Source organism: Paenibacillus sp. JT31N11 (genome assembly GCF_056269285.1).
In genome coordinates, this window is record NZ_JBWDNQ010000034.1 from 1 (window position 1) to 21,939 (window position 21,939).

The 21,939-nt window shown below is 45.9% G+C and carries 22 protein-coding genes; 6 read left to right on the forward strand and 16 right to left on the reverse strand.

Features of this window, described 5'->3' with window-relative positions; genetic code table 11:
• Positions 1-146: 146 nt before the first annotated feature.
• The 4 genes from AC0YNV_RS39505 to AC0YNV_RS39520 all read right to left on the reverse strand — a co-directional run bounded on the left by AC0YNV_RS39505 (position 147) and on the right by AC0YNV_RS39520 (position 4,264).
• Entirely contained in the window at positions 147-536 is a 390-nt protein-coding gene (locus AC0YNV_RS39505) for a hypothetical protein (protein WP_475772934.1), read from the reverse strand.
• Between the two features lie 274 nt (positions 537-810).
• Entirely contained in the window at positions 811-2,283 is a 1,473-nt protein-coding gene (locus tag AC0YNV_RS39510) for an amidase family protein (protein ID WP_475772935.1), read from the reverse strand.
• Positions 2,284-2,438: 155 nt separating this feature from the next.
• On the reverse strand, positions 2,439-2,705 hold the full coding sequence (locus tag AC0YNV_RS39515; RefSeq protein WP_475772936.1) for a CD3324 family protein: 267 nt from the start codon (positions 2,703-2,705) through the stop codon (positions 2,439-2,441).
• A 974-nt stretch (positions 2,706-3,679) separates the two neighbouring features.
• Entirely contained in the window at positions 3,680-4,264 is a 585-nt protein-coding gene (locus AC0YNV_RS39520; RefSeq protein ID WP_475772937.1) for a Crp/Fnr family transcriptional regulator, read from the reverse strand.
• A 139-nt stretch (positions 4,265-4,403) separates the two neighbouring features.
• Between AC0YNV_RS39520 and AC0YNV_RS39525 the strand changes: the two genes are divergently transcribed.
• On the forward strand, positions 4,404-5,366 hold the full coding sequence (locus AC0YNV_RS39525) for an NAD(P)-dependent alcohol dehydrogenase (protein WP_475772938.1): 963 nt from the start codon (positions 4,404-4,406) through the stop codon (positions 5,364-5,366).
• 192 nt (positions 5,367-5,558) lie between these two features.
• Here AC0YNV_RS39525 and AC0YNV_RS39530 read toward each other — a convergent pair whose 3' ends face one another.
• The 4 genes from AC0YNV_RS39530 to AC0YNV_RS39545 all read right to left on the reverse strand — a co-directional run bounded on the left by AC0YNV_RS39530 (position 5,559) and on the right by AC0YNV_RS39545 (position 8,158).
• Entirely contained in the window at positions 5,559-5,861 is a 303-nt protein-coding gene (locus AC0YNV_RS39530) for a hypothetical protein (RefSeq protein WP_475772939.1), read from the reverse strand.
• Positions 5,862-6,051: 190 nt separating this feature from the next.
• Entirely contained in the window at positions 6,052-6,807 is a 756-nt protein-coding gene (locus tag AC0YNV_RS39535) for a hypothetical protein (RefSeq protein ID WP_475772940.1), read from the reverse strand.
• A gap of 317 nt (positions 6,808-7,124) precedes the next feature.
• A complete protein-coding gene (locus tag AC0YNV_RS39540; protein ID WP_475772941.1) occupies positions 7,125-7,460 on the reverse strand; it encodes a hypothetical protein in 336 nt (111 codons plus the stop codon).
• Positions 7,461-7,960: 500 nt separating this feature from the next.
• Positions 7,961-8,158, reverse strand: coding sequence for a hypothetical protein (locus AC0YNV_RS39545; RefSeq protein WP_475772942.1), 198 nt, complete (start codon positions 8,156-8,158; stop codon positions 7,961-7,963).
• A 288-nt stretch (positions 8,159-8,446) separates the two neighbouring features.
• On the opposite strand from AC0YNV_RS39545, the gene AC0YNV_RS39550 reads away from it, so the two are divergent.
• On the forward strand, positions 8,447-8,956 hold the full coding sequence (locus AC0YNV_RS39550) for a DoxX family protein (RefSeq protein ID WP_475772955.1): 510 nt from the start codon (positions 8,447-8,449) through the stop codon (positions 8,954-8,956).
• A 1,106-nt stretch (positions 8,957-10,062) separates the two neighbouring features.
• Here the strand turns inward: AC0YNV_RS39550 and AC0YNV_RS39555 are convergent.
• Both AC0YNV_RS39555 and AC0YNV_RS39560 read right to left on the reverse strand, forming a co-directional pair.
• The gene (locus AC0YNV_RS39555; RefSeq protein WP_475772943.1) at positions 10,063-10,926 is read right to left on the reverse strand and encodes a M56 family metallopeptidase; all 864 of its coding nucleotides are present in this window, start codon (positions 10,924-10,926) and stop codon (positions 10,063-10,065) included.
• Positions 10,923-11,357 carry a BlaI/MecI/CopY family transcriptional regulator gene (locus tag AC0YNV_RS39560; protein WP_475772944.1) on the reverse strand — a complete coding sequence of 145 codons (435 nt, stop codon included), beginning with the start codon at positions 11,355-11,357 and terminating at the stop codon, positions 10,923-10,925. Before AC0YNV_RS39560 ends, AC0YNV_RS39555 begins: the two co-directional genes overlap by 4 nt.
• A 499-nt stretch (positions 11,358-11,856) precedes the next feature.
• Between AC0YNV_RS39560 and AC0YNV_RS39565 the strand changes: the two genes are divergently transcribed.
• The 4 genes from AC0YNV_RS39565 to AC0YNV_RS39580 all read left to right on the forward strand — a co-directional run bounded on the left by AC0YNV_RS39565 (position 11,857) and on the right by AC0YNV_RS39580 (position 16,276).
• A complete protein-coding gene (locus tag AC0YNV_RS39565; RefSeq protein ID WP_475772945.1) occupies positions 11,857-13,590 on the forward strand; it encodes a calcineurin-like phosphoesterase C-terminal domain-containing protein in 1,734 nt (577 codons plus the stop codon).
• 137 nt (positions 13,591-13,727) lie between these two features.
• Positions 13,728-14,093 carry a hypothetical protein gene (locus AC0YNV_RS39570; protein ID WP_475772946.1) on the forward strand — a complete coding sequence of 122 codons (366 nt, stop codon included), beginning with the start codon at positions 13,728-13,730 and terminating at the stop codon, positions 14,091-14,093.
• Between the two features lie 239 nt (positions 14,094-14,332).
• Positions 14,333-15,676: a HupE/UreJ family protein gene (locus AC0YNV_RS39575; RefSeq protein ID WP_475772947.1), complete on the forward strand. Its 1,344-nt coding sequence runs from the start codon at positions 14,333-14,335 to the stop codon at positions 15,674-15,676.
• A 135-nt stretch (positions 15,677-15,811) separates the two neighbouring features.
• Positions 15,812-16,276: an alkaline phosphatase D family protein gene (locus tag AC0YNV_RS39580; RefSeq protein ID WP_475772948.1), complete on the forward strand. Its 465-nt coding sequence runs from the start codon at positions 15,812-15,814 to the stop codon at positions 16,274-16,276.
• Positions 16,277-17,847: 1,571 nt separating this feature from the next.
• Here AC0YNV_RS39580 and AC0YNV_RS39585 read toward each other — a convergent pair.
• The 6 genes from AC0YNV_RS39585 to AC0YNV_RS39610 all read right to left on the reverse strand — a co-directional run bounded on the left by AC0YNV_RS39585 (position 17,848) and on the right by AC0YNV_RS39610 (position 21,479).
• Positions 17,848-18,138 carry a hypothetical protein gene (locus tag AC0YNV_RS39585; RefSeq protein WP_475772949.1) on the reverse strand — a complete coding sequence of 97 codons (291 nt, stop codon included), beginning with the start codon at positions 18,136-18,138 and terminating at the stop codon, positions 17,848-17,850.
• A gap of 260 nt (positions 18,139-18,398) precedes the next feature.
• Complete coding sequence (locus AC0YNV_RS39590) at positions 18,399-18,599, reverse strand: hypothetical protein (RefSeq protein WP_475772950.1); 201 nt, start codon at positions 18,597-18,599, stop codon at positions 18,399-18,401.
• Between the two features lie 94 nt (positions 18,600-18,693).
• The gene (locus AC0YNV_RS39595; RefSeq protein WP_475772951.1) at positions 18,694-19,170 is read right to left on the reverse strand and encodes a GNAT family N-acetyltransferase; all 477 of its coding nucleotides are present in this window, start codon (positions 19,168-19,170) and stop codon (positions 18,694-18,696) included.
• Positions 19,171-19,424: 254 nt separating this feature from the next.
• Positions 19,425-19,817 (reverse strand): hypothetical protein, encoded by a 393-nt coding sequence (locus AC0YNV_RS39600; protein WP_475772952.1) that lies wholly within the window; start codon positions 19,815-19,817, stop codon positions 19,425-19,427.
• 10 nt (positions 19,818-19,827) lie between these two features.
• A protein-coding gene (locus AC0YNV_RS39605; protein WP_475772953.1) for an IS5 family transposase occupies positions 19,828-20,600 on the reverse strand; the annotation gives its coding sequence in 2 pieces (ribosomal slippage) (positions 19,828-20,270 and positions 20,270-20,600; 774 coding nt in all).
• A 333-nt stretch (positions 20,601-20,933) separates the two neighbouring features.
• A complete protein-coding gene (locus tag AC0YNV_RS39610; RefSeq protein WP_475772954.1) occupies positions 20,934-21,479 on the reverse strand; it encodes a tyrosine-type recombinase/integrase in 546 nt (181 codons plus the stop codon).
• Positions 21,480-21,939 lie beyond the last annotated feature (460 nt).

Consider the following 21,939-nt stretch of genomic DNA (forward strand, 5'->3'; position numbering starts at 1 on the left):
AAGATGATGGGATTTAAAGGGCTATGACCCGTTTCGTACTCCCATCGTACCGAGGCGCTCGTTTTTTTGCAAAGCGGTAATTTAACGCTCTACAGGAATGCTATCGTACCCGTTAGTTCAATACCGAATAAAAACTCTCAGGTTATTTACCTTTCAATTTTTTCTTTGAAAATAACGTCTTTATCCCAAATTTTATTCACTTTAATAAGTTTATCATGACTAACTTCACCATCATTTACAGCATATTCAACTTGTGCAGAAACAATATACTGGCCGCCTTTGGTTGATACACCTAAATTTGTAGTTATATACTCGTTAGGATTTGAGTCACTCTTATAATAAATGTACGTATCCGATTCATCTTGAAAAATACTAAATTTTAAATTTTCATTATTTAATTCAATAGCTTTTTTTATAGTTAGGGGAGCTTCTTTTGTCGCTATGACTACATAGTCGACGCTCTTACTAACTCCAAAAAAATAAACAATCATAACTATACTTATAATTGCTATAACAAATGCTATTTTTTTCTTCATATGATTTTTCTCCCTACTCCATTAGGTACCGACCGCCTGCAAGGCAGTGATTTACCGACTACGAGAAATCACTTCATGTAGAATTCCTTGTACCATACTCTACAAAGAATATAATGCCAAACAAACTCTCTATCCCACTAATTTCCATTTGAACCTTATACGCTTGGTGTCTCGAATTTGTTGCGCAAAAATGCTTGTTACTTCAATGAAAAAAGGAACAGTTGCCTGCCGCGGCAATCTGTTCCTGGTCTTTGCACTATCGTAATCCGTTAGCTTAAGGCTTAAGATTTGGCATTTTTCTGTGTTTGGTTTTTTGTTCAAATGCAAATGCAATTCGTATTAACGTCGATTCACTAAATGCCGTTCCTGCGAACGTAATGCCGAATGCTCTTCCATTATCTTGAAATCCGGCTGGCACCGCAATGGACGGGTAACCCGCTCTAGCGCTTAGATCAGCACCGACATATGACGGAAACAGGATTGCATCCAATCCATACTTGTTCAAGGCGTAGTCAATTCCCTGATTTTGCGCATAGTATAAATCAGAGATTAACTCTAATATGTATTTCTGACTCTTTAAGGGGTTATCAATCTGCGATCGAAATTTCAATGAATCTTGTCCATATTTCAAAGCCTTGTCGCTATTCCGTTCATTCCATTTGATCAATTCATCCAGATTATGCACAGGAAGATGAGCCGGGAGACTTTGCAAATAGCATTCAACCGAATGCTTAAATTCATGATTCATTTTGTAATGCTCCCACTCTTTATTGAACGATGGGATTTCTATATCTTCTATTACTTCTGCACCGGAATCTTTAAGCAATGCCACCGCATCGCTGAATAATCGATCATCATATTCACCAATGTCGCGGTATTTCTCGGGAGGTGCATTTCTGAATACCCCTATGGTTGCTTTACTTAAACCGTCTTCATCTAAAAATGCAGTGTATTCCACACTAGCAAGTTCATTCCTCCAAGTAGCAGGATCATTCTCGTCCTTACCAACTAGAGCAGTTAATAAGATAGCTGCATCCGTCACTGTCCTTGCCATTGGACCAGCCGTATCCTGAGAATAGGTCCACGGGATAATTCCTGACCGACTTATCAACCCAACGGTGGGTTTGATGCCGACAATGGCATTCTGTACAGCGGGGCTTAAAATGGAGGCCGAGGTCTCAGTACCGACTGCGGTCATAGTGAAATTGGCTGCAACGGCCGCGGCGGATCCCGTACTAGATCCTCCGGTGAAATGGTCGCCGTATGGATTTTTGGTTTGCCCTCCTATAGAACTGTACCCTGCCCACATCGAAGGCGACATCCCATTGGCCCACTCGGTCATATTTGTTTTCCCTAGAATAATTGCACCAGCATCCCTTAATTTCCGAACGAGAAAAGCATCGCTCGAACTTACATGGTGCTCCAAAGCTAAAGATCCTGCACTTGTATGCATTTTATCCTTGGTTTCTATATTTCCTTTCAAAAGCACGGGAACACCATGAAGACAGCTTCTTGCTCCCATTGCTTTCCTTTCTTTGTCTAGTGCTTCCGCAATAAAGATCGCGTCCGGATTAATCTCCATAATCGAGTTGATGAAGGGACCGGACTGGTCGAACATGGCTATGCGATACAAATAATGCATAACAAGTTCTCTGGAGGTAATTTCCCCTCGGTCCATCGCGTCCTGCAATTCAATTATCGTTACTTCCTCGCTATTTATCTTTCCTAATCCAAAGATATGTTCCATCCTGAATTCCTACTTTCGACTTTCATTCATTATTTAAATCCTATAATCCTAATTATAAATATAGCTGAGGATATAAAATATATAAAGAACGTTTACTACTCGAATTGCACATAAAGAAGGTTCGCCGGGATAACCCGGCAAACCATCTAATCAATCTATTTTTTTGAGTACACGATTTTTTTGATACTATCAGGGGAAAGGCAGAACGTTTCCGAAAGCTGTTCGATTGTTGATCCCTCGTCAAAATTGCAGCGAATTTGCTCGTTTCTATCGCTCAAGTACGCTCTGTTCCCTGATCTTTCTCCCCACCTTTTGCGTGATCCTTCTAAGTTAGGGATATATATCATTCGACCTTGCACGTACTTCTGTATTTCCTTAAGCAATACTTCCGGAAACACAGTATAAGCACTTGTATATTTCAAAGTAGATCTACTCCTTAAAATGAAAATTAATTTTAAGGGAGCAAAATCTATACTATATCCTGTTTTCTCCCTATAGGTAGGAAAGAAAACAGGCGGTTACTTTATTTAGCTCCATACAAACAACCGCCACGATTATAATATAGACTTTGCATGGAGCGTTACATTTGCAATATTGTTGCTCAATCTATACCCTCCCTAATATCGATATTATTAATTGAATTAACCTGATTCCTTATTAATATTCTATCGGCATACCATTATTTCCTTCAAACGTAATCCTCGTTAGCTCTACAACCTGCCAATCTTCCAATAACCGTTTGGAGTTATACATTTGTATATCATTCTCTGGGTAGTTCGTTGACGTATTCTGCCAGTTAGCTTAATAAAAGAGCAGGTCGCCACAGCACCACCTGCCCATCCATTTGTTATTCAACTATCGTACCCTTTAGTTGAAAGGCAGTGATTTATCGACTACTAGAAATCATTTCATGTAGAATTCCTTATACCATACTCCTACAAAGAATATAATTCCAAACAAACAACAGAGGGCAAAAATCAGCAATACAAAACCTAATAATGTCCAAAGGGTTATTCTCAGTACTCTAGTGGACATAAGCACCCCCCTCTATCCCATCAATTTCCAATTACACCTTATACGCTTGTTGTTTCGAATTTGTTGCGCACAACTGCCCGTTACTTCAATGAAAAAGGAACAGTTGCCAGCCGCAGCGAACTGTTCCTGTCTTTGCACTATCGTACCCGTTAGCGTAATGATCTAGGCGTTACTTGTGATACGCTTCTCCGCGCTATCTATAACGGCAAGTTTCGTTTTTCTCCCTGCATACGCAAGTTCCCAATTTCCAAACTTATCTCTTGACTTAAGTCAATGCACGTAAACATCCCCCTAGTTACAATGTAATCATTACTTTAACTTAGGGGGTTTTTCATGGTATTCCAAGGATAGGGTTATCGGATCAGCGAAGGTCTTGGTGGATTCTCTTCTTAATTCTGCTTAGTGACTCCGGAGTAATGCCGAGATAACTGGCCAATTGATGTTGGGGTACCCGGTCAATGAGAGATGGGCGTTTCATTAGCAGCGTCTTCAAGCGTTCTTCCGGCGAAGAAATGATAAAAGCAGCGAATTCCTTTTGGACCTGACTAAAGTTCTCCTCGATCATCCTACGGGTCATCGACTCCAATTGAGGGTGTTTGTTGTACATGTCCTTTTCCGTATCGAGGTCGCCAACGACCATTACCGATTCTTCAACGCACGTGAAGGTGTAATCGGATGACTTGTCTGGTTTGTGGTGATTGAAAATGGCGATGGCTTGCTCTTCGGTGTAGAAATTGGATGTGACCTCTCTTCCCTCTTCATCGATCGAATACTGCCTTACGCAACCTTTCAGGATGAAATAACATTTTGTAGGGACATCTCCTTGTTTGAAAAGAACGGTCCCCTTTTTAAATTCTTCCGTACGGATCTGGTCCACAATGGCTTGCTGATCTTCCTCGTTAAGGGAAGTCCATCTCGACATATACTTGTATAAAATGTTTTTCATTACCGCTTTCCTTCATCTCCTTCTCTTCCGGTCTTCCTCCTATCCATTTTCAAACATTAAGGAGCCTTTTGTAAAGGACCGTTGCATTGGCGATGATACGTTCTACAAAGAACGCACTAAAGAATAGGAGGGGAAACCCATGAGAGCAATGGTCCAAATCTCGTATGGTCTACCGCAAGTGATTGTCCCGCAAGAAATCGCGAAACCGTCGCCTGGAAAAAAGGAAATTCTCATACGTATCCAAGCTGCCAAAGTAGGGCCTTCGGACTGCGCTTTTCGCAAGGGCGATCCGCGAATGATTAAATTGATATACGGACTCTCTAGACCGAAATTTGCAATTGGTGGAACTGAATTAGCCGGAGAGGTCGAAGCGGTTGGCAAAGAAGTAAAGCATTTTAAAGAGGGGGATCGTGTTTTGGGGATGAGCATCAAAAACTTCGGTGCTTATGCTGAATATAAGTGTCTTTCCGAAGAGAGCCCCCTTGCGGTTATACCGGACAACATCACCTTTGAAGAAGCCGTCGGCGTCTGTGACGGGGGTGCTACCGCATTGACGTTTCTAAGAGATATGGCAAAGTTGCGGAAGGGACAGAAAGTTCTGATTAATGGTGCCTCGGGGGCTGTCGGCATCTACGCTGTGCAATTAGCCAAATACTATGGCGCTGAAGTAACCGGTGTTTGCTCTGCCGGCAACGAAGGTCTGGTAAGAAAAGCGGGGGCAGATTTCTTTATTGATTATACCCAGGAAGATTTCACGAAGGTGGAAAAAGCCTATGATGTCGTTTTTGATGCTGTAGGCAAACGCTCCTTCTTGGCATGCAAGCGTGTACTTACCACCAAGGGAATTTATCTGACTACCGTACCTAAGCTGTCTATCGTTTTACAGATGATGTGGACTTCCCTTTTTAAAGGCAAACGGGCTGTTTTTGCAACAGCCGGCCTGATGCAGAACAAAGCGAATTTGGCATTTCTCATGGAACTCGCAAGAAATGGAACGCTGAACGCCGTGATCGATCGTCGATATCCTCTGGAGCTCCTGCCGGATGCACACAAATATGTAGAGACCGAACGTAAAAAAGGTAACGTGATTATTAAGTTCTAAAGTCAGCCGTGACCCTTTCGCTCAAAAACTTGCTGTTACTTATGGTACGGTTCACCGCGAATGACCTTAAACTATTCTGCACGTTAGCGTAATGAAAAAATGGAGCAGCTGCCGTCGGCAATCTGCTCCAAGATGCGTTGAACTATCGTACCCGTTAGTTGAATCATCCTTAGTACGTAGCATTTGGCTCTTCTAAAGTTTTTCAATACGGTATAGAAAGACATCAAGAGGAGTTGCATCTTCCGTTACTACATTTTCATCCTTCTCATACGTTGCCGCCTCAAAAGGAATGCCATCGTGATACGGATAAGTTAGGAATTCATTTATTATTGAATCAATTTCTTCTAACGTTTGGATCTCACAACTAAACGGCAATTTCAAATGAGCATCAACATTTTGCGAAGTTTCGTTTCCCAAGTCTTCAATGCCATTTCCAATGTACATGTTATCCTCAATAATTTCTTGTAGTTCAGCCAGAAATTCCTCCTTACTCATTTTGTACCTCCTTCGGTCCATTATTGGAACCAAACAAGCGGCTGCCGAAGCAACCGCCATTGCGATATCGTACCCAGTTAGCTCAATAAATCATCTTATGCTTAAGAAATGGCTCAAACTGTTTAATGCTTTGAAAGCAGTTGATCTCGACTTCTTCAGTTCGCAGATGAAATCAATATTTAACCTTTTCTTATTTGTGATTAGGTACGAATTCAATTTGATCAGCAATAAATTCATTCTTGGCACTATCGAATTTATATATGATATTGAAGTTACATACGTAAAAAGGGGACGCTCCAACACTTCCCCCGATATTGGATATTATTTTTTGATTCTCCAAGTGATAAATAACTGTACCACCGAAAGCAAGCTCATCTTGATTGTAATTCGGCGCTGGATCATCATCACTGAATTCATATTCTTTTCCTTGCATTTTAACTGTAATGTTTAAAGTATCATTATCATTTTTAACAACATGCGTCTCAATCTGATCGGCAACAATTTCCTCAACATTTTGTACTTTGATTTCTGATAAATCTTTGGCATTAATTACATGAATGTCAAAAGTATCTAAGCCAGTCCCTCGTCCTGTATTGATTATGATTACGCCTTCTTCCATACCGTCACCCGTAAGATCGGTATAGAATACCTGCGGTTTAGTTCCTGTATCAAGAATTTCCCACTCAAATTTCTTTTGGCTGCCATTAAAATCTAAGGTTACCCCTTCGATTGCATTTTTAGTTTCTTTAATAGCATAAAGTTTTACTTCTTCATTTTCCGAAGACTGAATCAGTTTTGCATCAGACTCTTGTTCCGGATGCATTGTTACCTGTTTACTAATTGGAGATTCGTCTGACCCTTGCGTTACAATCCCTGACTTATCTGAACCACATCCCGATAGCAAAACAGTACTCAACAACATCAATAAACCAATTTCTTTTTTCAACTCTATGTACCCCTTTCATCCAAGCTATCGTACCCATATGTACCAATATAGTGTAGACGTATAGAATAGGGTTTCTGTTGCATTAAACTGCCAATTAGCTTAATAGGCTGCCGTTAATGCTGGCAGCCTGGTGTCGTTGAACTAACGTACCCGTTAGTTGAGAAAAGGCAGCCGATCGTTCTGGCCGGCTGCCTCATTCTGGTCTGAATTATGATATCGTACCCAGTTAGCTTAAGCATGTCATTGTACAAGAGACTTCAAATCCTTTACAACCATTTCAACTCGTTCATCTTTAGGGGTACCATAGTTGTAAAAAATCAAGACATTCGCCACTTGGTATTTCCATGTGCTACCACATCCGCCGTTGCCGTATTATCCTCGAAATTGTTTATTCCTTTCTTTACCCCAGCACTGGACGAATAGACATAAATACTGATTAACTGTTCATCGTTAATGCGAAAAGATTCAGGTTCGATACCATTTAAAGTCATTAGAAATACACTATCCGTATTTAATTCTAATGGCTCTTCTAAAGGAATCCCATGTTTTTCAAATAAGTCTTTGATCTGTACTAACGTAATTGCCTTCTCGTTCTTCATGCACCCTATAACAATGGAGCACATTGCTACCAGTGTTATCATAATTTTTTTCATTATGACCCCCCTTTACAACTGTTCGGACGTTGGAGATTGAAGTATGTTGCAAATAACGAAAAATCTATTGTGCTATCCGGAGCTTAATACCCAGCAGTACATCTGTACAAAATGCCTAAACTTTGCCCTTCGGAACACGGATCAGGTATCTCAAGAATTAAATATAGGGAAGGGTGCAGTCACCTTATCCTTAACAAAAAAAAGGGTCCGTGAAGATTTCACACGACCCCTTTTTGCATGGCTAGAAAAGTAAATTTGTTCGTGGTAGCTGTATTAAAGAAAATGCAAAAGGAGCTTTCCCGGTAGCTCCCTCGTCAATTGTCTTTATTATGCTATCGTACCCGTTAGCGTAATGGATGATGCCGAAATCCGGCTGATGCCACTTCCATGTTTCTGCCCATTTCTTCTCGAATCCGCTTCAACTTCAGTCCGGTCGAATGCCGCTCGTACACCCGATCCGGACGCTATATGTTGTTAATAGCGGTCCAACCATTTATTCGTTATCCTTTTCTCGGCATCGGATGCAATGGCGCATGGCGCAGCATCGGATACGTGGCGAACAACGCAGCCAGACTCACCGCCCCGATGCATGAAGCGATCGCCATCGCACTCATCTTGAAATTCGACGTCAAGTCGAACAAGGCGGAAATAATGCCTCCATAATAAAGAAATATGACATTTGCACTTTTAAACAACATAATTGAGCTCACCCTTTGTCAATTTGGTGTTCTCATTATACTCAAACATTCGTTCCTATATCCATAATAAATCCTTACTGTCATATTTTTGGGATTGTTTAATCTGGATACTCTTAGTAAATAATAAAACCGCCAGCCGAGGCCAGCGGGTTGAATTTAATTCTGCCAGCGAGTTGTTGCTCAGCCATTTGAACGAGACGACGCGTGATATTACCTCCGTTTTGATTTTCTCTCGTTATCTAATAGAGAGAAAAAATACACAACTAGAATAGAGGTGCATCCATTTTGATGAGCTGGTTAAGGGAGAACAAGTACGCAGCCATGCTGCTGACGCTGGTTCGATTGTATATCGGATGGAGATGGATGACGTCAGGATGGGGCAAGCTCACCGCCGCGAAACCATTTGACGCAAGCGGTTTTATTAGAGGAGCGATCGCAAAGCCTGTTTTGGATTCCGCAACACATCAAGTGATCTATCCAGACTACGTGACATTCTTAAAACAAGTTGTATTAACCAATATCGACATATTCAACTTGATCGTCCCTTGGGGAGAATTTTTAGTCGGGTTGGGTCTGATCCTCGGCTTTTTGACTGGAACGGCGGCCTTTTCCGGTTTATTGATGAACTTCACGTATATGTTTGCCGGTTCTGTCAGCAACAATCCGTTGATGGTGATCCTAGGCTCCATCATACTCGCAGCAGGCGCTAACGCGGGAAAATATGGTGTCGACTATGTGGTGCGTTCGCGAATACGCAAATGGTTTTCCCAACTGTTCTATAGAATGATAAGAAGCTGAGTGTCCTTAGACCGGGGACCGATCGTTTTGTGTAAATTGAACCAGGAGTTGCCCCGGCATGCCGCATTATTCTGCCCGTTCGTATTATGAGGTCACCAGATCTTTCTGGTCGACCTCTTTTTTGTATGGTCGTAAGATAGCGGTAGCCGGGGATCGAACGTTTCTGCCCGTGGGACTTGGATCCCGAGAGCTATTCTGTTTATCCCCCCTACTTGTTCAACCATGGTTTGGCTGGTTGGGATGTTGATCCCGTATCACATGCGATAGTGTGGAAGACAAGAAGGTTAGGGGTTGCCGGTGAAAATAATACAGGAGTGATGTCATGAATCCAGTCATTGGTTTGGATGTGTCCAAGGGAGAGAGCCATACACAAGCTTTTTTAGACCGTGGAGTACCTCATGGGACATCGTCGGGCAGAACCACACTCCAAAAATGGTTCTTATCAATTATCTATTGATACATGACAAATGGGCATATTGGCTATGTAACTATCGGAAACCATTGGCGCATCTATAAAACATACTGGCTGATGCTTCATAAAATACGCTATGCGATGGGGCAACGTGATGCCAAGTACAGCTCGATGATGCTTTTTCGGTGGTGAAACCGAAGGAACCCGTTTGTTCACCAAAAAAGATCAGGCCGCAGCTGCGATCTGATCCTTTAAGCTATTGCTTTTCAATAGTTTAAATAAATGTTGTAATTTCCTTAAGTCTTTCTATAGTGCGCATCCGTCGGCAAGCGAATTGTTTTTTGCCCCCCGCTGGAAGCGCTGCGAATATAACTTACAGACCTACAGCTTGCAGGGAGCGATAAATATCTTTATGCCGTCTCTATACCAGAAACGAGCTTTGAATGAAAAAGCGGCGACGAGTCAAAAAAAAGCTGAAACATCCGACTCTTCTTGCGTTTGTTCACCCGTGTTTGCCTCCGCGGCAAGCAACTTTCATGGCCTTATCGACGGAAGAGTTATTGTAAATATTCTTTTGCGCGGTTGCGCCAAGATCCTTCAGATGGTTTGCATAGCTGAAGCCGTGAACGGCCCAATCGTTTGAGCTTAAGAATCAAGGAATCCTTTTTAAGTAAAATAATTTGAATATCGCCGGTCAGTGAGGTTTCAGCAGGGCCGTCAGCATCAGAGTCAATACCATCGCCGACAGGAAGATCGTTCTTGCATTCGCAAGCGTTACGCGGACAGGCTGATCCGGATTTACGATCTGCTCAATCCGATAATTCACTCCCGTATCGGCCAAATGAACCATTTCCCCTGCCTGATGCCCGTTAAGCCGAACAAGCTTCAATAATACGGAGCCGATTTCATAGGAAGAGTTCATTTGATCCATGACATACCGGTCGGCAGACAGTTCGATCCCGATAAAATAATGCTTTCCAAGACTGCGGATGACCGGGATATAGTCCATTCCGTCCATCAGGAGCTGTACGGCAAATTTTTTGAATACGTGTCGCTGCCGGCAGTGGTAACGTTCATGCAGCAATACGGCTTCCAGTTCATCCGCCGATAGCAGCTTCACCAGTCCGGTCGACAGCACGATTTGCGGTCGGAAAAACCCCGTCGTCAGCGCAATGACGGACGGATCATGAACAATAGTGATTGGGATGTTCCATTGCCGGTATGCGCCGCTCAAGATTTCCGTTCCAGCGGCGTCCTTATTTTCCGCAAAATAAAGGTTCCACTTCCGACCGGCAAAAGCCTGGTTGGCACCGCGCCTGATCATTCTCCAGAACGAATAGCCTGTCGCCGCCAGAAAAGGAGCTTCCAACAGGGTATGTTTTGTCACCAGGTCTTTCAGAAAATTCCATACGGAGCGGATAACGTTCGAATCCAACTTCACGCTGCCCAAATGAAATTGATGAATCAGAAACAGGATCATTTGAACAAATACGCAGGATCCGATCAGGAAGACGGCGCCGAGGACACCCTTGGGGCCGGGGTTCCCCCTCCCGGTCATGATGAGGTCCTCTTCTTCATACTCATTAATCTTTGTTCCAATTTCCGAATGAGCGCCGGATCCGCTTCTTCGATCGCGTCCACCATATGAGAGACCACGAGATCGCCGAACTCCCGGATTAATCCGTGGGTTACGTTTTTCGCTTGCTCGGCCAAAAATTGTTCCTTCGTTTGAACTGGAGAATACAGCGTCAACCTGTTTTTTCCCCGTCCGGTAGTCGTCTTCTGCAAAATGCCTCTTTCCTCCAAACGGTTCATCACGGTCATCACCGTGTTAAGCGCGATGGGACTTTCTTCAATCAGCCGGTAATGAACCTCTTTAGTGCTCAGCTGTTCCGATGCCCACAACGTTTCCATGATTCGGACCTGCAGCGAACCAAAAAAGCGGTACAGTCCCTCTTCATTTAAATGGTATTGGTTTATTACGCCCATAGCCTCACAACTTTCCACCTGGTAATCAGCACCGTTGGGAAATTACCTGTTGCCATCAGCAGCTGTCATTATTATTATACCAGAACGGCACAAATGTTTTGAATGGGATTAGATTGTAGTCGTACTCTTTAAGATAAAAATAGCCATTGCCTTTCAATATTCTGTTATCCAAAAACAAAGTTCGTACCACAAATAAAACATAAATTACAGAATAGTCAATCCTTATGGCCTTCCTTTGGCATACAGATCCTGTCCCGCTGGAACGGGGATTTCGTAATTGTGAATGTCAAGTGCTCCTTTTATCATTTGGCCATTTGAGCTGCATTTCTGAGGTTATGAACCCAGATTCCAAAACCAACCCAGGTTTCTGAGCTGACGAAGCCCCGGAAATATATAAGTTAAGTTAATAGTATCTTCATATTGTCTTTATTTTAATTTTACATGCTGTAGTTTATAATAAAACCTGCCATTCAAAACATAGTTAAAGGAGATTAAGAGAATGAAGATTAAAAAATGGACGAACAAGCGTTGGATTCGTACAACCCTTCTGCTGTCCGCCGCAATTGTGGCCGTTCCTGCTATCAATGTTGTGGCGACGAGTTCCGTCCTGGCCAATGCGGCGCCTGAGAACGAGACCGAGATCGCCACCGGTGTGGTATTCGAGGACAAGAATCGCAACGGCACGCAGGACAGCGGCGAAGCCGGGGTGCGCGACGTCTCCGTGTCGAACGGCCGGGACGTTGTCCGTACCGACAACGACGGTCGCTACGAGCTGTCTGTGGACGACCAGACCATCATCTTCATCACGAAGCCGGCTGGCTGGATGGTTCCGGTCAATGACGTTCAGTTGCCGCAGTTCTACTACAGGCACTTCCCGAACGGCAGCCCGTACACGCTGCGCTACGGCGGCGTCGCGCCGACCGGGCCGCTGCCGGACTCGGTGGACTTCGCGCTTTACAAGGACCAGTCAAATGACGCGTCGTTCAAGGCGATCGGTTTCGCCGACCCGCAAACGTCCAACGTCGATCAGATCGCGGACATGTCCGTCGACGTAATCGCCGAGCTCGTGGGTAGCACGGACGCGAAGTTCGGGCTGACCGTCGGGGACGTCGTGAACGACCCGCTGGACCTGTTCGCCCCGCACAACCAAGCCGTCTCGAAGATCGGGATTCCCTGGTGGAACACCCCGGGCAACCACGACATGGACTACGACTCGCCGACCGACGCGAACGCCACCGACACCTACAAGCAGACCTTCGGGCCGACCGACTACTCGTTCGAGTACGGACAGGTCCACTTCGTGCTAATGGACAACGTCGAGCACCAGGGTCCCAACCATGGCTACCGCGGATACCTCAACGCCGAGCAGCTGGAATGGCTTGAGAACGACCTGCGCAACGTCCCGCAGAACAAGCTCATCATGATCGGGACCCACATCCCGCTCGCTGACGACGCGAACGCCACCGACGACGGCATCAACACGGTGAACATCCGTGAGCTGTTCCGGATCCTCGACGGGCGTGAGCACGTCTACTCCGTCTCTGGGCACGACACAAGCAACAGCTGGCAGATGTACCTCGACAAGCAGGACGGCTGGAACGGCAGGACAGAGTTCCATCACCAGGTCCTCGCCGAGGTGCGCGGTGGCGGCTGGAACAGCGGCCCGACCGACGAGCGTGGCATCCATGCCGTGGAGATGGCCGACGGTAACCCCAACGGCTACTACGAGTTCTCCTTCACCGGGCCCAACTACACGCCGCGCTTCAAGCCGGCCAGCCTGCCGGCCGACTATCAGGTCCGGCTCACCTTCGACGGAGGCGCCGCCGACGTGGTGCGGATCCCGACCGGGCCAAGCGGCTCGCACGGATTCGCCGAAGGCGCTGTCTCGTTCGACGTGTCCGACTGGGGAGCTGGGGTCGCGCAGAGGCCGACTGTCACGGCGAACGTGTTCGACGGTGGTGAGCGGCACCGGGTCGAGGTGAAGATCGACAAGCAGCAGTTCTTGCCGATGACGCACCTCGAGCCAACGAATGACCCGTACATCTCCGTCCTGCGCAGCACGCTCGTGGGCAGCGAGCGCCCTGCGGCCCCTGAGCCCTCGTCGCACCTGTGGTCGCACGAGTTGCCGATCGACCTGGAACCGGGTGAGCACACCATCACGGTGCGCAGCACCGATCCGTACGGACAGGTCTCCGAGACGACCGAGACCTTCAAGGTCGTCGCTGGCTCCTGATCCACCAAGCGAAGCCAACGTGCCTCCCGGGGTAGCCCCCCGGGAGGCACTTGCCTGTAGTCCGGCAATTCAACTATTCAAGTGTTCAAGTGTTCTTAGAGCTATTCTCCATTTTAGCGTGGTGGGGGAGAGGTTGAGTGTGGGCACCTACACTGATCGTCTGCTCGAAATTAACAGTGGATACAGCTGGGTTTACTTCAACAGGGGACAGAGCGAGCGGTCAGGTGGAAATTTCCGTTAAAACAAACGTGGAACTTGAAGGGAATGTGACATTAAGCTACAGACTATATTTAATAGACGAAGACCAATTAGTTGAACTAATGTCTAAGACGCTAATGGATGAGAGAATGGATGTCGGGTTCGTTAAACAGGTGACTGAGGAAGTGTCTATGAAAGGAAATGGGAAATACCGAATACTTGTTGAGGCTAAATATGCTGAAACGTACGGACAAGAAAGACAAATTTTTGTGACTTTCTTTGATGATAAAGTCAGTATTGAGTGAATTACCATTGAGTGGATGACGATAGATTCAATAAGCAAAGCAGAACCCCACCAACGAATAGTGGGGTTTGTTTTGCATTGAAACATTAATAAGCAACAATATTTTAGAAATGCGCCTTTAAAATATACCCGCCATACTTTCATATAACCTTTATTTTAACTTTACCTTGGGTTAACATACCGAATCTATAATATCTTCGTCTAGTATTACTAGAAAATAATGGAGCAGGAGAATAGCCAATGGGAAACAACGATCGATTGAAAGAAATAATGGACCGCTCTGGACTGACAATGTCCACATCTCGTCCCTGGCTGTTCCGCGCGGTCGCGAGCGTCGCGGCCGCGGCGTTGCTCGCCACCGGCTTCACCGCGGCCGCCCTGCTCCTCCCCGGCGCGGCCGCCTTCGCGCACAGCTACGGCGCCACCGCCTACGCCGACGTGACCGAGCCGGAGCCGGGCGTCGTGCGCACCGTGCTCGACCTCGAGTACGCGCTGCTCGCAACCGACGGCGCCCGTGCGATGGACGACGCCGACTTCGAGAGCGACGCCTACGCCGACGCGCAGGTCTCGGGCCAGGACCCCACCAAGCTCACGACGCGCATTCTCGAGCAGTACACCGACACCGTGAGCGGCTACGTGCTGCCGCGCTGGCAGATCGCGCCCGATGACGGCCACGGCGAGCCTGCGGGCATGTGCGTCAACGAGCTCGCCGCGCCGTACGAGATCACGCTCATCGAGAACGTGCCGCATGCGCGCATCACGGTCGACTCCGACTGCCGCGCGCTCACGGGCGGCGAGCCGACGCCCTACCGCATCACGACCGAGCTGTTCCCGGGCACCGCCCCCGGCGGCATGACGACGACGATCGTGACCTACGACCTCGCCTCGGGCAACGGCGTCGCCAATCTCGACACCGATTCCAACCCCACCATGACCACGAGCCAGGACTGGGGCGCGCGCATGTGGGAGTTCTTCATCCTGGGCGGCGAGCACCTGCTCTTCGGCCCCGACCACATCCTGTTCCTGCTCGCGCTCATCGTGGGCTCGCTGCGTCCGCGCGACATCCTGCTGGCCGCGACCGCGTTCACCGCGGCGCACTCGGTGACCTTCGTCCTCGCCAGCCTCAGGGTCATGCCGGTGCCCGCCGCGATCGTCGAGCCGGTCATCGCGCTGTCGATTGCGGCCGTCGCCGGCTGGCACGTGTGGAGCGCCTGGCGCGGAGGGGCGGAGCCGGGGCGGCGTACGACGGACGCCGTGCCCGAACCTGCGGGCCGGCGGCTCGCGGCGGGCGCGTGGGCCCGGCTCGCCGTCGTCTTCGGCTTCGGCCTGATCCACGGTCTCGGGTTCGCCGGTGCGCTCGGCATCGACGAGCCGTTCTCGTGGAGCCTGCTTGGATCGCTGCTGGTGTTCAACGTCGGCATCGAGGTCGTGCAGCTCTCGATCATCGTGATCGTCTTCCCGCTGCTCCTCCTGCTGCGCCGCCGCATGCCGGCGGTCGGACTCTGGGCGGGCATCGTCGTAGCCGCCGGCGTCGCGGTGGTCGGGCTGATCTGGTTCGTGCAGCGGATCCTCAACCTCGTGTGACGTGATCCTGCGTGGCCGGGCGATGGAGCACGACTCGCCGACCACGCACGCCGCCTCCAACCCCGCTGCGCGCCTTGGACAGGTCCGGCCGCCGACGCCGGCCGGACCTGTCCAAGGCGATGGACGCAAGTGATCATGGCTCAACGTGACACAAAAATAGGGGAAGGTTATGCGTTTGGAGTCGATAACTGGAACGGATTTGTAGCCAATCGAGATCGCTTATTTAACAGCATAAAAGAAAACAATCTAAACAATGTGGTCGTCATAACAGGTGACTCTCACAGAAACTGGGTCAATGACCTGAAAGAAGACTTTTTTAATCCGAATTCTCGCACTTTAGCTACGGAGTTTGGCGGTACAAGCATTTCATCAGCAGGAGATGGCATAGATATTGATAAAGATGTTAGAGATATAATGACTGAAAATCCGCATGTCAAATGGATGAATAAACAGCATGGTTATGTACGTTGTCAACTTACGCCAGAACAGTGGCGTACGGACTTTATGGTTGTTCCTAATGTCACAAAGCCAGGTTCACCAATTACAACCCGTGCATCGTTTATGGTCGAGAATGGAAAGCCAGGAGCTGTCCAAATTTAACCTTCTTTAGAACACTCTATCAGAGGTTTGAGTGGAAAGAAGTAGAACAATAGGAAAAGAAGGAAGAACAAAAGCCTGAACTGGTATCAGTTGAAAAAAAGATAAGCCTGCAGTGTAACTGTCTGGACTAGCGATTGTGCATGCATAGCTTAGGAAAAAAATCACATTTATTTTATCATGACGAAAGAGGTTATTCCCGAAACTTCCGGGATAACCTCTTTATTCATTGCATTAGGCATGTTTTTTATTATGTTTGGGATTACACATAATCGCGAAGCACACATACTTACCAAACGGGCAGCAGTAGTTCAATATCAAACTTTTGATCGAACACAGCAAACCGCTTTTGCGCTTTACCTAAGTAGGGGTAGTACCAGCGTCGCTGTCACCAGGGGCAAAGTAGATGGATAAATGTGTCAAATAAGTGCTGGGAATTTCGCTATGATTGGAGAAATACCAGCGTCTCAAACGTATGGAAAACCTACATTTATCTTGTTGGGTTGTTTACGTTAATGGCCAAAGACAGAGCTAGGCTGCCGACATTGATCAGCAGCCTAGTCTTAGTTGGAGATTGAACTATCGTCAGCAATAGGTAAGCGTTTGAAGTGGTCTCCGGCTTTTCCCCTGCTCCACACGGAGCGTGCGACTTTCACCGCACTCCGCGCTCCCTCTAACGGAACGTACTAGATCATAAGTTCCATGTTACTTAAGGATATGGGATGTTATGTGATCCCAATATCGTTAAGCTCGCACTGTGGCAACACTGCTTTAAGAAGTGTTGTTCCCACGTTCCTACCCGATCGGTGCAATTCACGTTTGGAAAACAATCGTTCTTTTCCGTTAGACTTGGGGCTGTTCCTCCACTCCCATTACAGGAGATTCATCAGTCGTGCCCCTACCCTCACAAATGAATGCATTTCGGCTATTGCCTTATAGCAACCGCTTCGGGTGACAGCCCTTATTGCAGCGTTCCTTGTTTTCCAAGTACCTTACACCCTAGCTATCCGTACTGGACTTAGGTGCTCCCTGTGAGCCTGTGAGCTGGATGCCGCCATAGTTCGGCATAGCGTATTTCAGAGGATACATTTTTACTTTACGCCACTCACCCCATCGTCTGATGGTCCATATGTTTCCATATGTTCTAACTTTAGACCCGTACATTCGGTTGTTCGTCAGTTCCTTCTGGGGAACATTCTCACCATATCCAGTTTTTCAGCCGCGCGGCATATCCGTTAGCATACCTTTTCTGTTAGAGTGGCTTTAGCCTTCGTTCTGCCGAATCTACCTGTTCTTCACACCCCATGACCTGTCAGACATGACGCATGCAGGAGTATTGGCGGAATGGTTTCGGGAAACATGGTTCCGTCATTCCCATTCTCGGTTGTAAAGTTAAGATCAATTACTTATAATCTCCTGCTTTTCACACTTTCAGGCGCTTATAGCAGAACTTGTCGATCGGTACCCGTTAGCGGAATGCCCTGTGCAACATAAGAAAATCCGTTAGTAGCGTATTCGGAACCATTGATCGGTCTCACCAACGTAATCCGTTTCTAAAATGTGTTACTGAATAATTATTGATTTAACACTATATACCCTAACCACCCGATAATTAGATAGTTGGGTAAATTGAAAAACAAGGCTAACAATCGCTTTTCTTTCTTAATTAAAATTGCTGATGCTATATAAAATAAAGGAAATATTAATCCCCACCCCCTGAATCCAGGAGTTGCAGCAAGATATAATGACAATGGGACAATGAATGCCGCAGAAACATATAAAAATCGATTTTTTTTGACAATAATCCCTGCAAATGAACTTACTATTGACAAAATCATTAATGTCCAAAAGAGAAAGGTAATCATCGGCACCTCCGTGGAGTAAAAAAAAATCGGGACAAATCTGCAGATTGACTTGCAGTATCTCGTTATCCCCTCATTTATTCCTCCATCAAGTTTATTTTTTAGACACTCCATATATTGAATACGTTGCGTTATCCTGCCCGTTAGCGCAACGAAAAACTAAATTTCTTGACAACACGAAAAAAACGCAGCCTCGATGGATGCGCCTGTTCCGTCGTTATATCACCGGCGACTTCTATCTCTCTCAGACAGCCTAACCTCCCCTATATATCATCCATTTCTTTAGCTATCTCTAGCTTAGCCACCAGTTCCCCATAACTACTGCTTGAAAAGTGTGTGTATAGTGGAATAACTTCCTCATCCCTAACCACTGCTAAATACTTCTGATTGTTTCTGTCAAAGTAAATGTTATACCCATGCATTGACCCTTCATATTCAAACATAGTTTTATTCTTTCCTGTCATCTTTGTGACCTCCTGTTCCATCGGATGATACCTCTAAAATCTTCAAAAGGCTACCCCCCATTATTGAACTATCGTACCCGTTAGCTTAGCAATATCATGAGATAAATTCTAGCGACGGGTTTCCTGCGTACACGGCTTCTGAATAATTACCGTTCGAGTATTCTATGATAGCCTTCGTCCAAAATGTCTTCGCAGGCAAGTTTTTTTCCAACCAAGAAACGCTCCAACCGCCTTTAAAAATCTCGAATACTGTATGCGCTACTTCCTTACCGATTCCTTGCCCTCGGTACTTTCTTAATATGAAAAACTCTGAAATTGAGAATTTTGGCGATTCACAGTCTGTAATTTCCCTAACTAAAACAAACCCCACCAGCGTGCCAGACTGCATAATAAAGAATGGGAATCGTCCCTCTTCTGTCCAGTAGTGGTCGAGATACCTATAGTCAAAAAGACCATATTCATTCACATCGTTTTCACTATCATCTTCAAATTGACTCATATCGTACTGATATAATTCCATGAGGTTCCGCAGTATCATTTTCTTTTCAAAGGAAACCTTGATTAGTTCCATACAATACCCACCTTTTTTCTATACTCTATTGTTAATTTTCCGAATGCATTGCTGATAACACAACCCAATTTATTGTACCATATATTGGAACTATTCTACCCATTAGCGTAACGAAGGACTGCCGCTCGGCAGCCCTTCAGTATTGCGCTATCGTACCCGTTAGCGGACTGATGATTCGCGCTGTCGTGCCGCTGGGCGCACACGAGGGGCAACCATGCGGCAGCCCATTTGGTTATCTATTGTGCACAGTTAGCTTAACTATCGGAAATTTTTAGTTCCCCTTTAATGAATGTTTCCATCTCACTTAAGTAAGGGGAGTTATAAACGATCCCATTCTTATTCACCAGGACGTACATCGGATATGATTTTATGCCCAACTTTTTTAGATTTTTATTCAAGCGCTTATTTTCAGAATGAGCAGCCATTTCCGTTACGTTATCCAGAATTACGCGATTTGAGTGCATGAAAGTTTGTACTTTAAGCATCTCATTTTGAGGTGTATTTCCAATATAAAACAGATGTAATTTATAATTACTACGTTGTGGTTTTAATCCCTCTATAAACTCTTCTGAGTTACTGCACCCATTAAGAATGATTATTGCAAAAAAACCTATTAATAAATATCTAGGGCGTGTCTGAAAACTCATTATCGTAGACCTACTGCAACAAAATCATGGCAGAAGCCAAAAAGGCAAAGCTCAAAAAGTTTCGAGAAAGTTTATCATACCGTGTTGCAATCCCGCGGAATTGTTTGAGTTTGTTAAAAAAACATTCCACAGCATGCCGTTCTTTATAGCGGTAAAAGTCGCATTCCCAAGGGTTTGCCGCATTCGATTTGGGTGGGATGCAGAACGTGGCATCTTGGGATTCGATATAAGTTCGAATGTCATTTGTTCCGTAGGCTTTATCGGCTAGTACAACGCTCCCGGATAGGGTTACGCCAGAGAGGACTTCAATCGCCACCGTGCAGTCATGGATATTTCCAGGCGTTAAAAACAGGCGAATTGGGTTACCGATTGCATCCACTACGGTGTGGATCTTGGTGTTTCGACCGCCGCGGGAAAGTCCGATTTTTTGGTTGGTTTCAGCGTTTTCAGCCTTTTTTTAGCCCCTGCTGCATGCTGATGAACTTTACAGGAGGTGCTGTCAATAGATACATCCTGCAAGTCTGCATCGCCGACCAAGGACTCAAATACCTTTTGAAAAAGGTCATCTTGGCTCCACAAACGAAACCGAGAATATACGGTTTTCCAAGGACCAAAACGTTCAGGCAAATCACGCCAAGGCGCACCTGTTTTTATTTTCCAAAGCATGCCGTTCAGCATGACTCGATTGGGCTTCGAAGGTCTGCCTTCGCCTGTATTCTCGGGTGGTAGTAATCCTTGGATCCGTTCCCAGTTTTGGTCCTTGATTTCGTGACGTCGTAGCATGCTGTTACAGGCTCCCTCGCGTGATTTTGTCCCTGTAAAATTATGCCGCGTTTGTTTCTTTGAAGCAATAGGTAGTTTTCAGACACGCCCTAATCACTTTCCCTTTTAACTCCATTCACAACCTCCTTAAATGAATTTATACGTTCAATTTCTCACTAGATACAGCCGCAAAATAAAAAAAACGGGAATACATTGATTTATATTTGTTTCTTCATCTATAGAGTACGTTATCTAATCCACTATAGATACGAATTACCGGAAAGCTTTGTTGCGTTCAACTGCCTAATAGGTGAGCAGCTATCGGTGATGCCGGTTCCCAGTGGACCACTGGCTCTAAAAGAACCTACGGTATAGTTCTCGTCTTCGCTCTCCACGTAACTGGGCATATATTTGAGTAGTCGATGATTTCTCATGGCCCAGCATGCCTTGTATGAAATCCAGCGGTGCTCCGTTATCCAATAACTGGCATGCATAGGTATGACGAAAACGGTGAGGGTACACATTAGTTTGAACTTCTCCTCGGTTTGCTAGCCGCTTTAATGCCCACCTGATCGTCGGTATCGCCATACGTCGAGTAGGAAGTGTCTCCGTCACAAACAATGCTTTACAGGAATCCTCACGACTTGCCATGTACTTTCTCAACCAGATCTTGCATTCGGCGGTAAAGTAGACTTCCCTTTGTTTCGCACCCTTGCCGTTTACAATCACTGAGCAATTCTCCCAATTGAGATCTTCAATGTTGATCTTCTGCACCTCTCCAACACGGCAGCCGGTACTATATAGGAATTCAAGCAAAGCTCGTTCTCGAAGGGAAAGACAAGAGATCTTCAAATGAATCACATCCTCTTCGATCAAAAACTTTGGAATACGTTTATCCATCTTTGGCTCTCGTAATTTAAGTGAGGGGTTCGTCGTGAGGTAACTTTCTTCATATGCAAAGCGGAAAAGTGAACGTATAAAACGGATGCGATGCCCTAAACTGTTTGGCTTAATCGACCGGACTGTTTAGCCAAGTACTACTTCAACAATTGTAACGTGATCTCACTAATTTCAAGATCACCTCGTTCAACGACCAGCATCTTTAGCTGCAGAGCGTACGCTTTATTGTGTATGGACTAAATCCCTGGATTCGTTTATCTGATTCATACAGTCTCCATAATTCAGTTAAATTCATAAAATAACCTCCCATTAGACCTATTAAATCTAGGTTTGCATCAAATGGGGAGTTTTAATCAATCATTTTGTACAGCTTGTCAGTTAGCTTAAAAATGGATATGTACCTATTGCCATTATAATTGTAAAGATTCGTATTCCTTCACACGTCGGTAAAATGTCCGAT

Excerpts from the sequence above, each read along its gene's own strand:
- AC0YNV_RS39560 (WP_475772944.1), bottom strand. The coding sequence starts at position 11,357 with ATGGGCGTAATAAACCAATACCATTTAAATGAAGAGGGACTGTACCGC.
- AC0YNV_RS39520 (WP_475772937.1), bottom strand. The coding sequence starts at position 4,264 with ATGAAAAACATTTTATACAAGTATATGTCGAGATGGACTTCCCTTAAC.
- AC0YNV_RS39590 (WP_475772950.1), bottom strand. The coding sequence starts at position 18,599 with ATGACAGGAAAGAATAAAACTATGTTTGAATATGAAGGGTCAATGCAT.
- AC0YNV_RS39585 (WP_475772949.1), bottom strand. The coding sequence starts at position 18,138 with ATGATTACCTTTCTCTTTTGGACATTAATGATTTTGTCAATAGTAAGT.
- AC0YNV_RS39545 (WP_475772942.1), bottom strand. The coding sequence starts at position 8,158 with ATGTTGTTTAAAAGTGCAAATGTCATATTTCTTTATTATGGAGGCATT.
- AC0YNV_RS39580 (WP_475772948.1), top strand. The coding sequence starts at position 15,812 with ATGGCTCAACGTGACACAAAAATAGGGGAAGGTTATGCGTTTGGAGTC.
- AC0YNV_RS39510 (WP_475772935.1), bottom strand. The coding sequence starts at position 2,283 with ATGGAACATATCTTTGGATTAGGAAAGATAAATAGCGAGGAAGTAACG.
- AC0YNV_RS39550 (WP_475772955.1), top strand. The coding sequence starts at position 8,447 with ATGAGCTGGTTAAGGGAGAACAAGTACGCAGCCATGCTGCTGACGCTG.
- AC0YNV_RS39575 (WP_475772947.1), top strand. The coding sequence starts at position 14,333 with ATGGGAAACAACGATCGATTGAAAGAAATAATGGACCGCTCTGGACTG.
- AC0YNV_RS39600 (WP_475772952.1), bottom strand. The coding sequence starts at position 19,817 with ATGAGTTTTCAGACACGCCCTAGATATTTATTAATAGGTTTTTTTGCA.
- AC0YNV_RS39595 (WP_475772951.1), bottom strand. The coding sequence starts at position 19,170 with ATGGAACTAATCAAGGTTTCCTTTGAAAAGAAAATGATACTGCGGAAC.
- AC0YNV_RS39565 (WP_475772945.1), top strand. The coding sequence starts at position 11,857 with ATGAAGATTAAAAAATGGACGAACAAGCGTTGGATTCGTACAACCCTT.
- AC0YNV_RS39540 (WP_475772941.1), bottom strand. The coding sequence starts at position 7,460 with ATGAAAAAAATTATGATAACACTGGTAGCAATGTGCTCCATTGTTATA.
- AC0YNV_RS39610 (WP_475772954.1), bottom strand. The coding sequence starts at position 21,479 with ATGGATAAACGTATTCCAAAGTTTTTGATCGAAGAGGATGTGATTCAT.
- AC0YNV_RS39505 (WP_475772934.1), bottom strand. The coding sequence starts at position 536 with ATGAAGAAAAAAATAGCATTTGTTATAGCAATTATAAGTATAGTTATG.
- AC0YNV_RS39555 (WP_475772943.1), bottom strand. The coding sequence starts at position 10,926 with ATGACCGGGAGGGGGAACCCCGGCCCCAAGGGTGTCCTCGGCGCCGTC.
- AC0YNV_RS39525 (WP_475772938.1), top strand. The coding sequence starts at position 4,404 with ATGAGAGCAATGGTCCAAATCTCGTATGGTCTACCGCAAGTGATTGTC.
- AC0YNV_RS39530 (WP_475772939.1), bottom strand. The coding sequence starts at position 5,861 with ATGAGTAAGGAGGAATTTCTGGCTGAACTACAAGAAATTATTGAGGAT.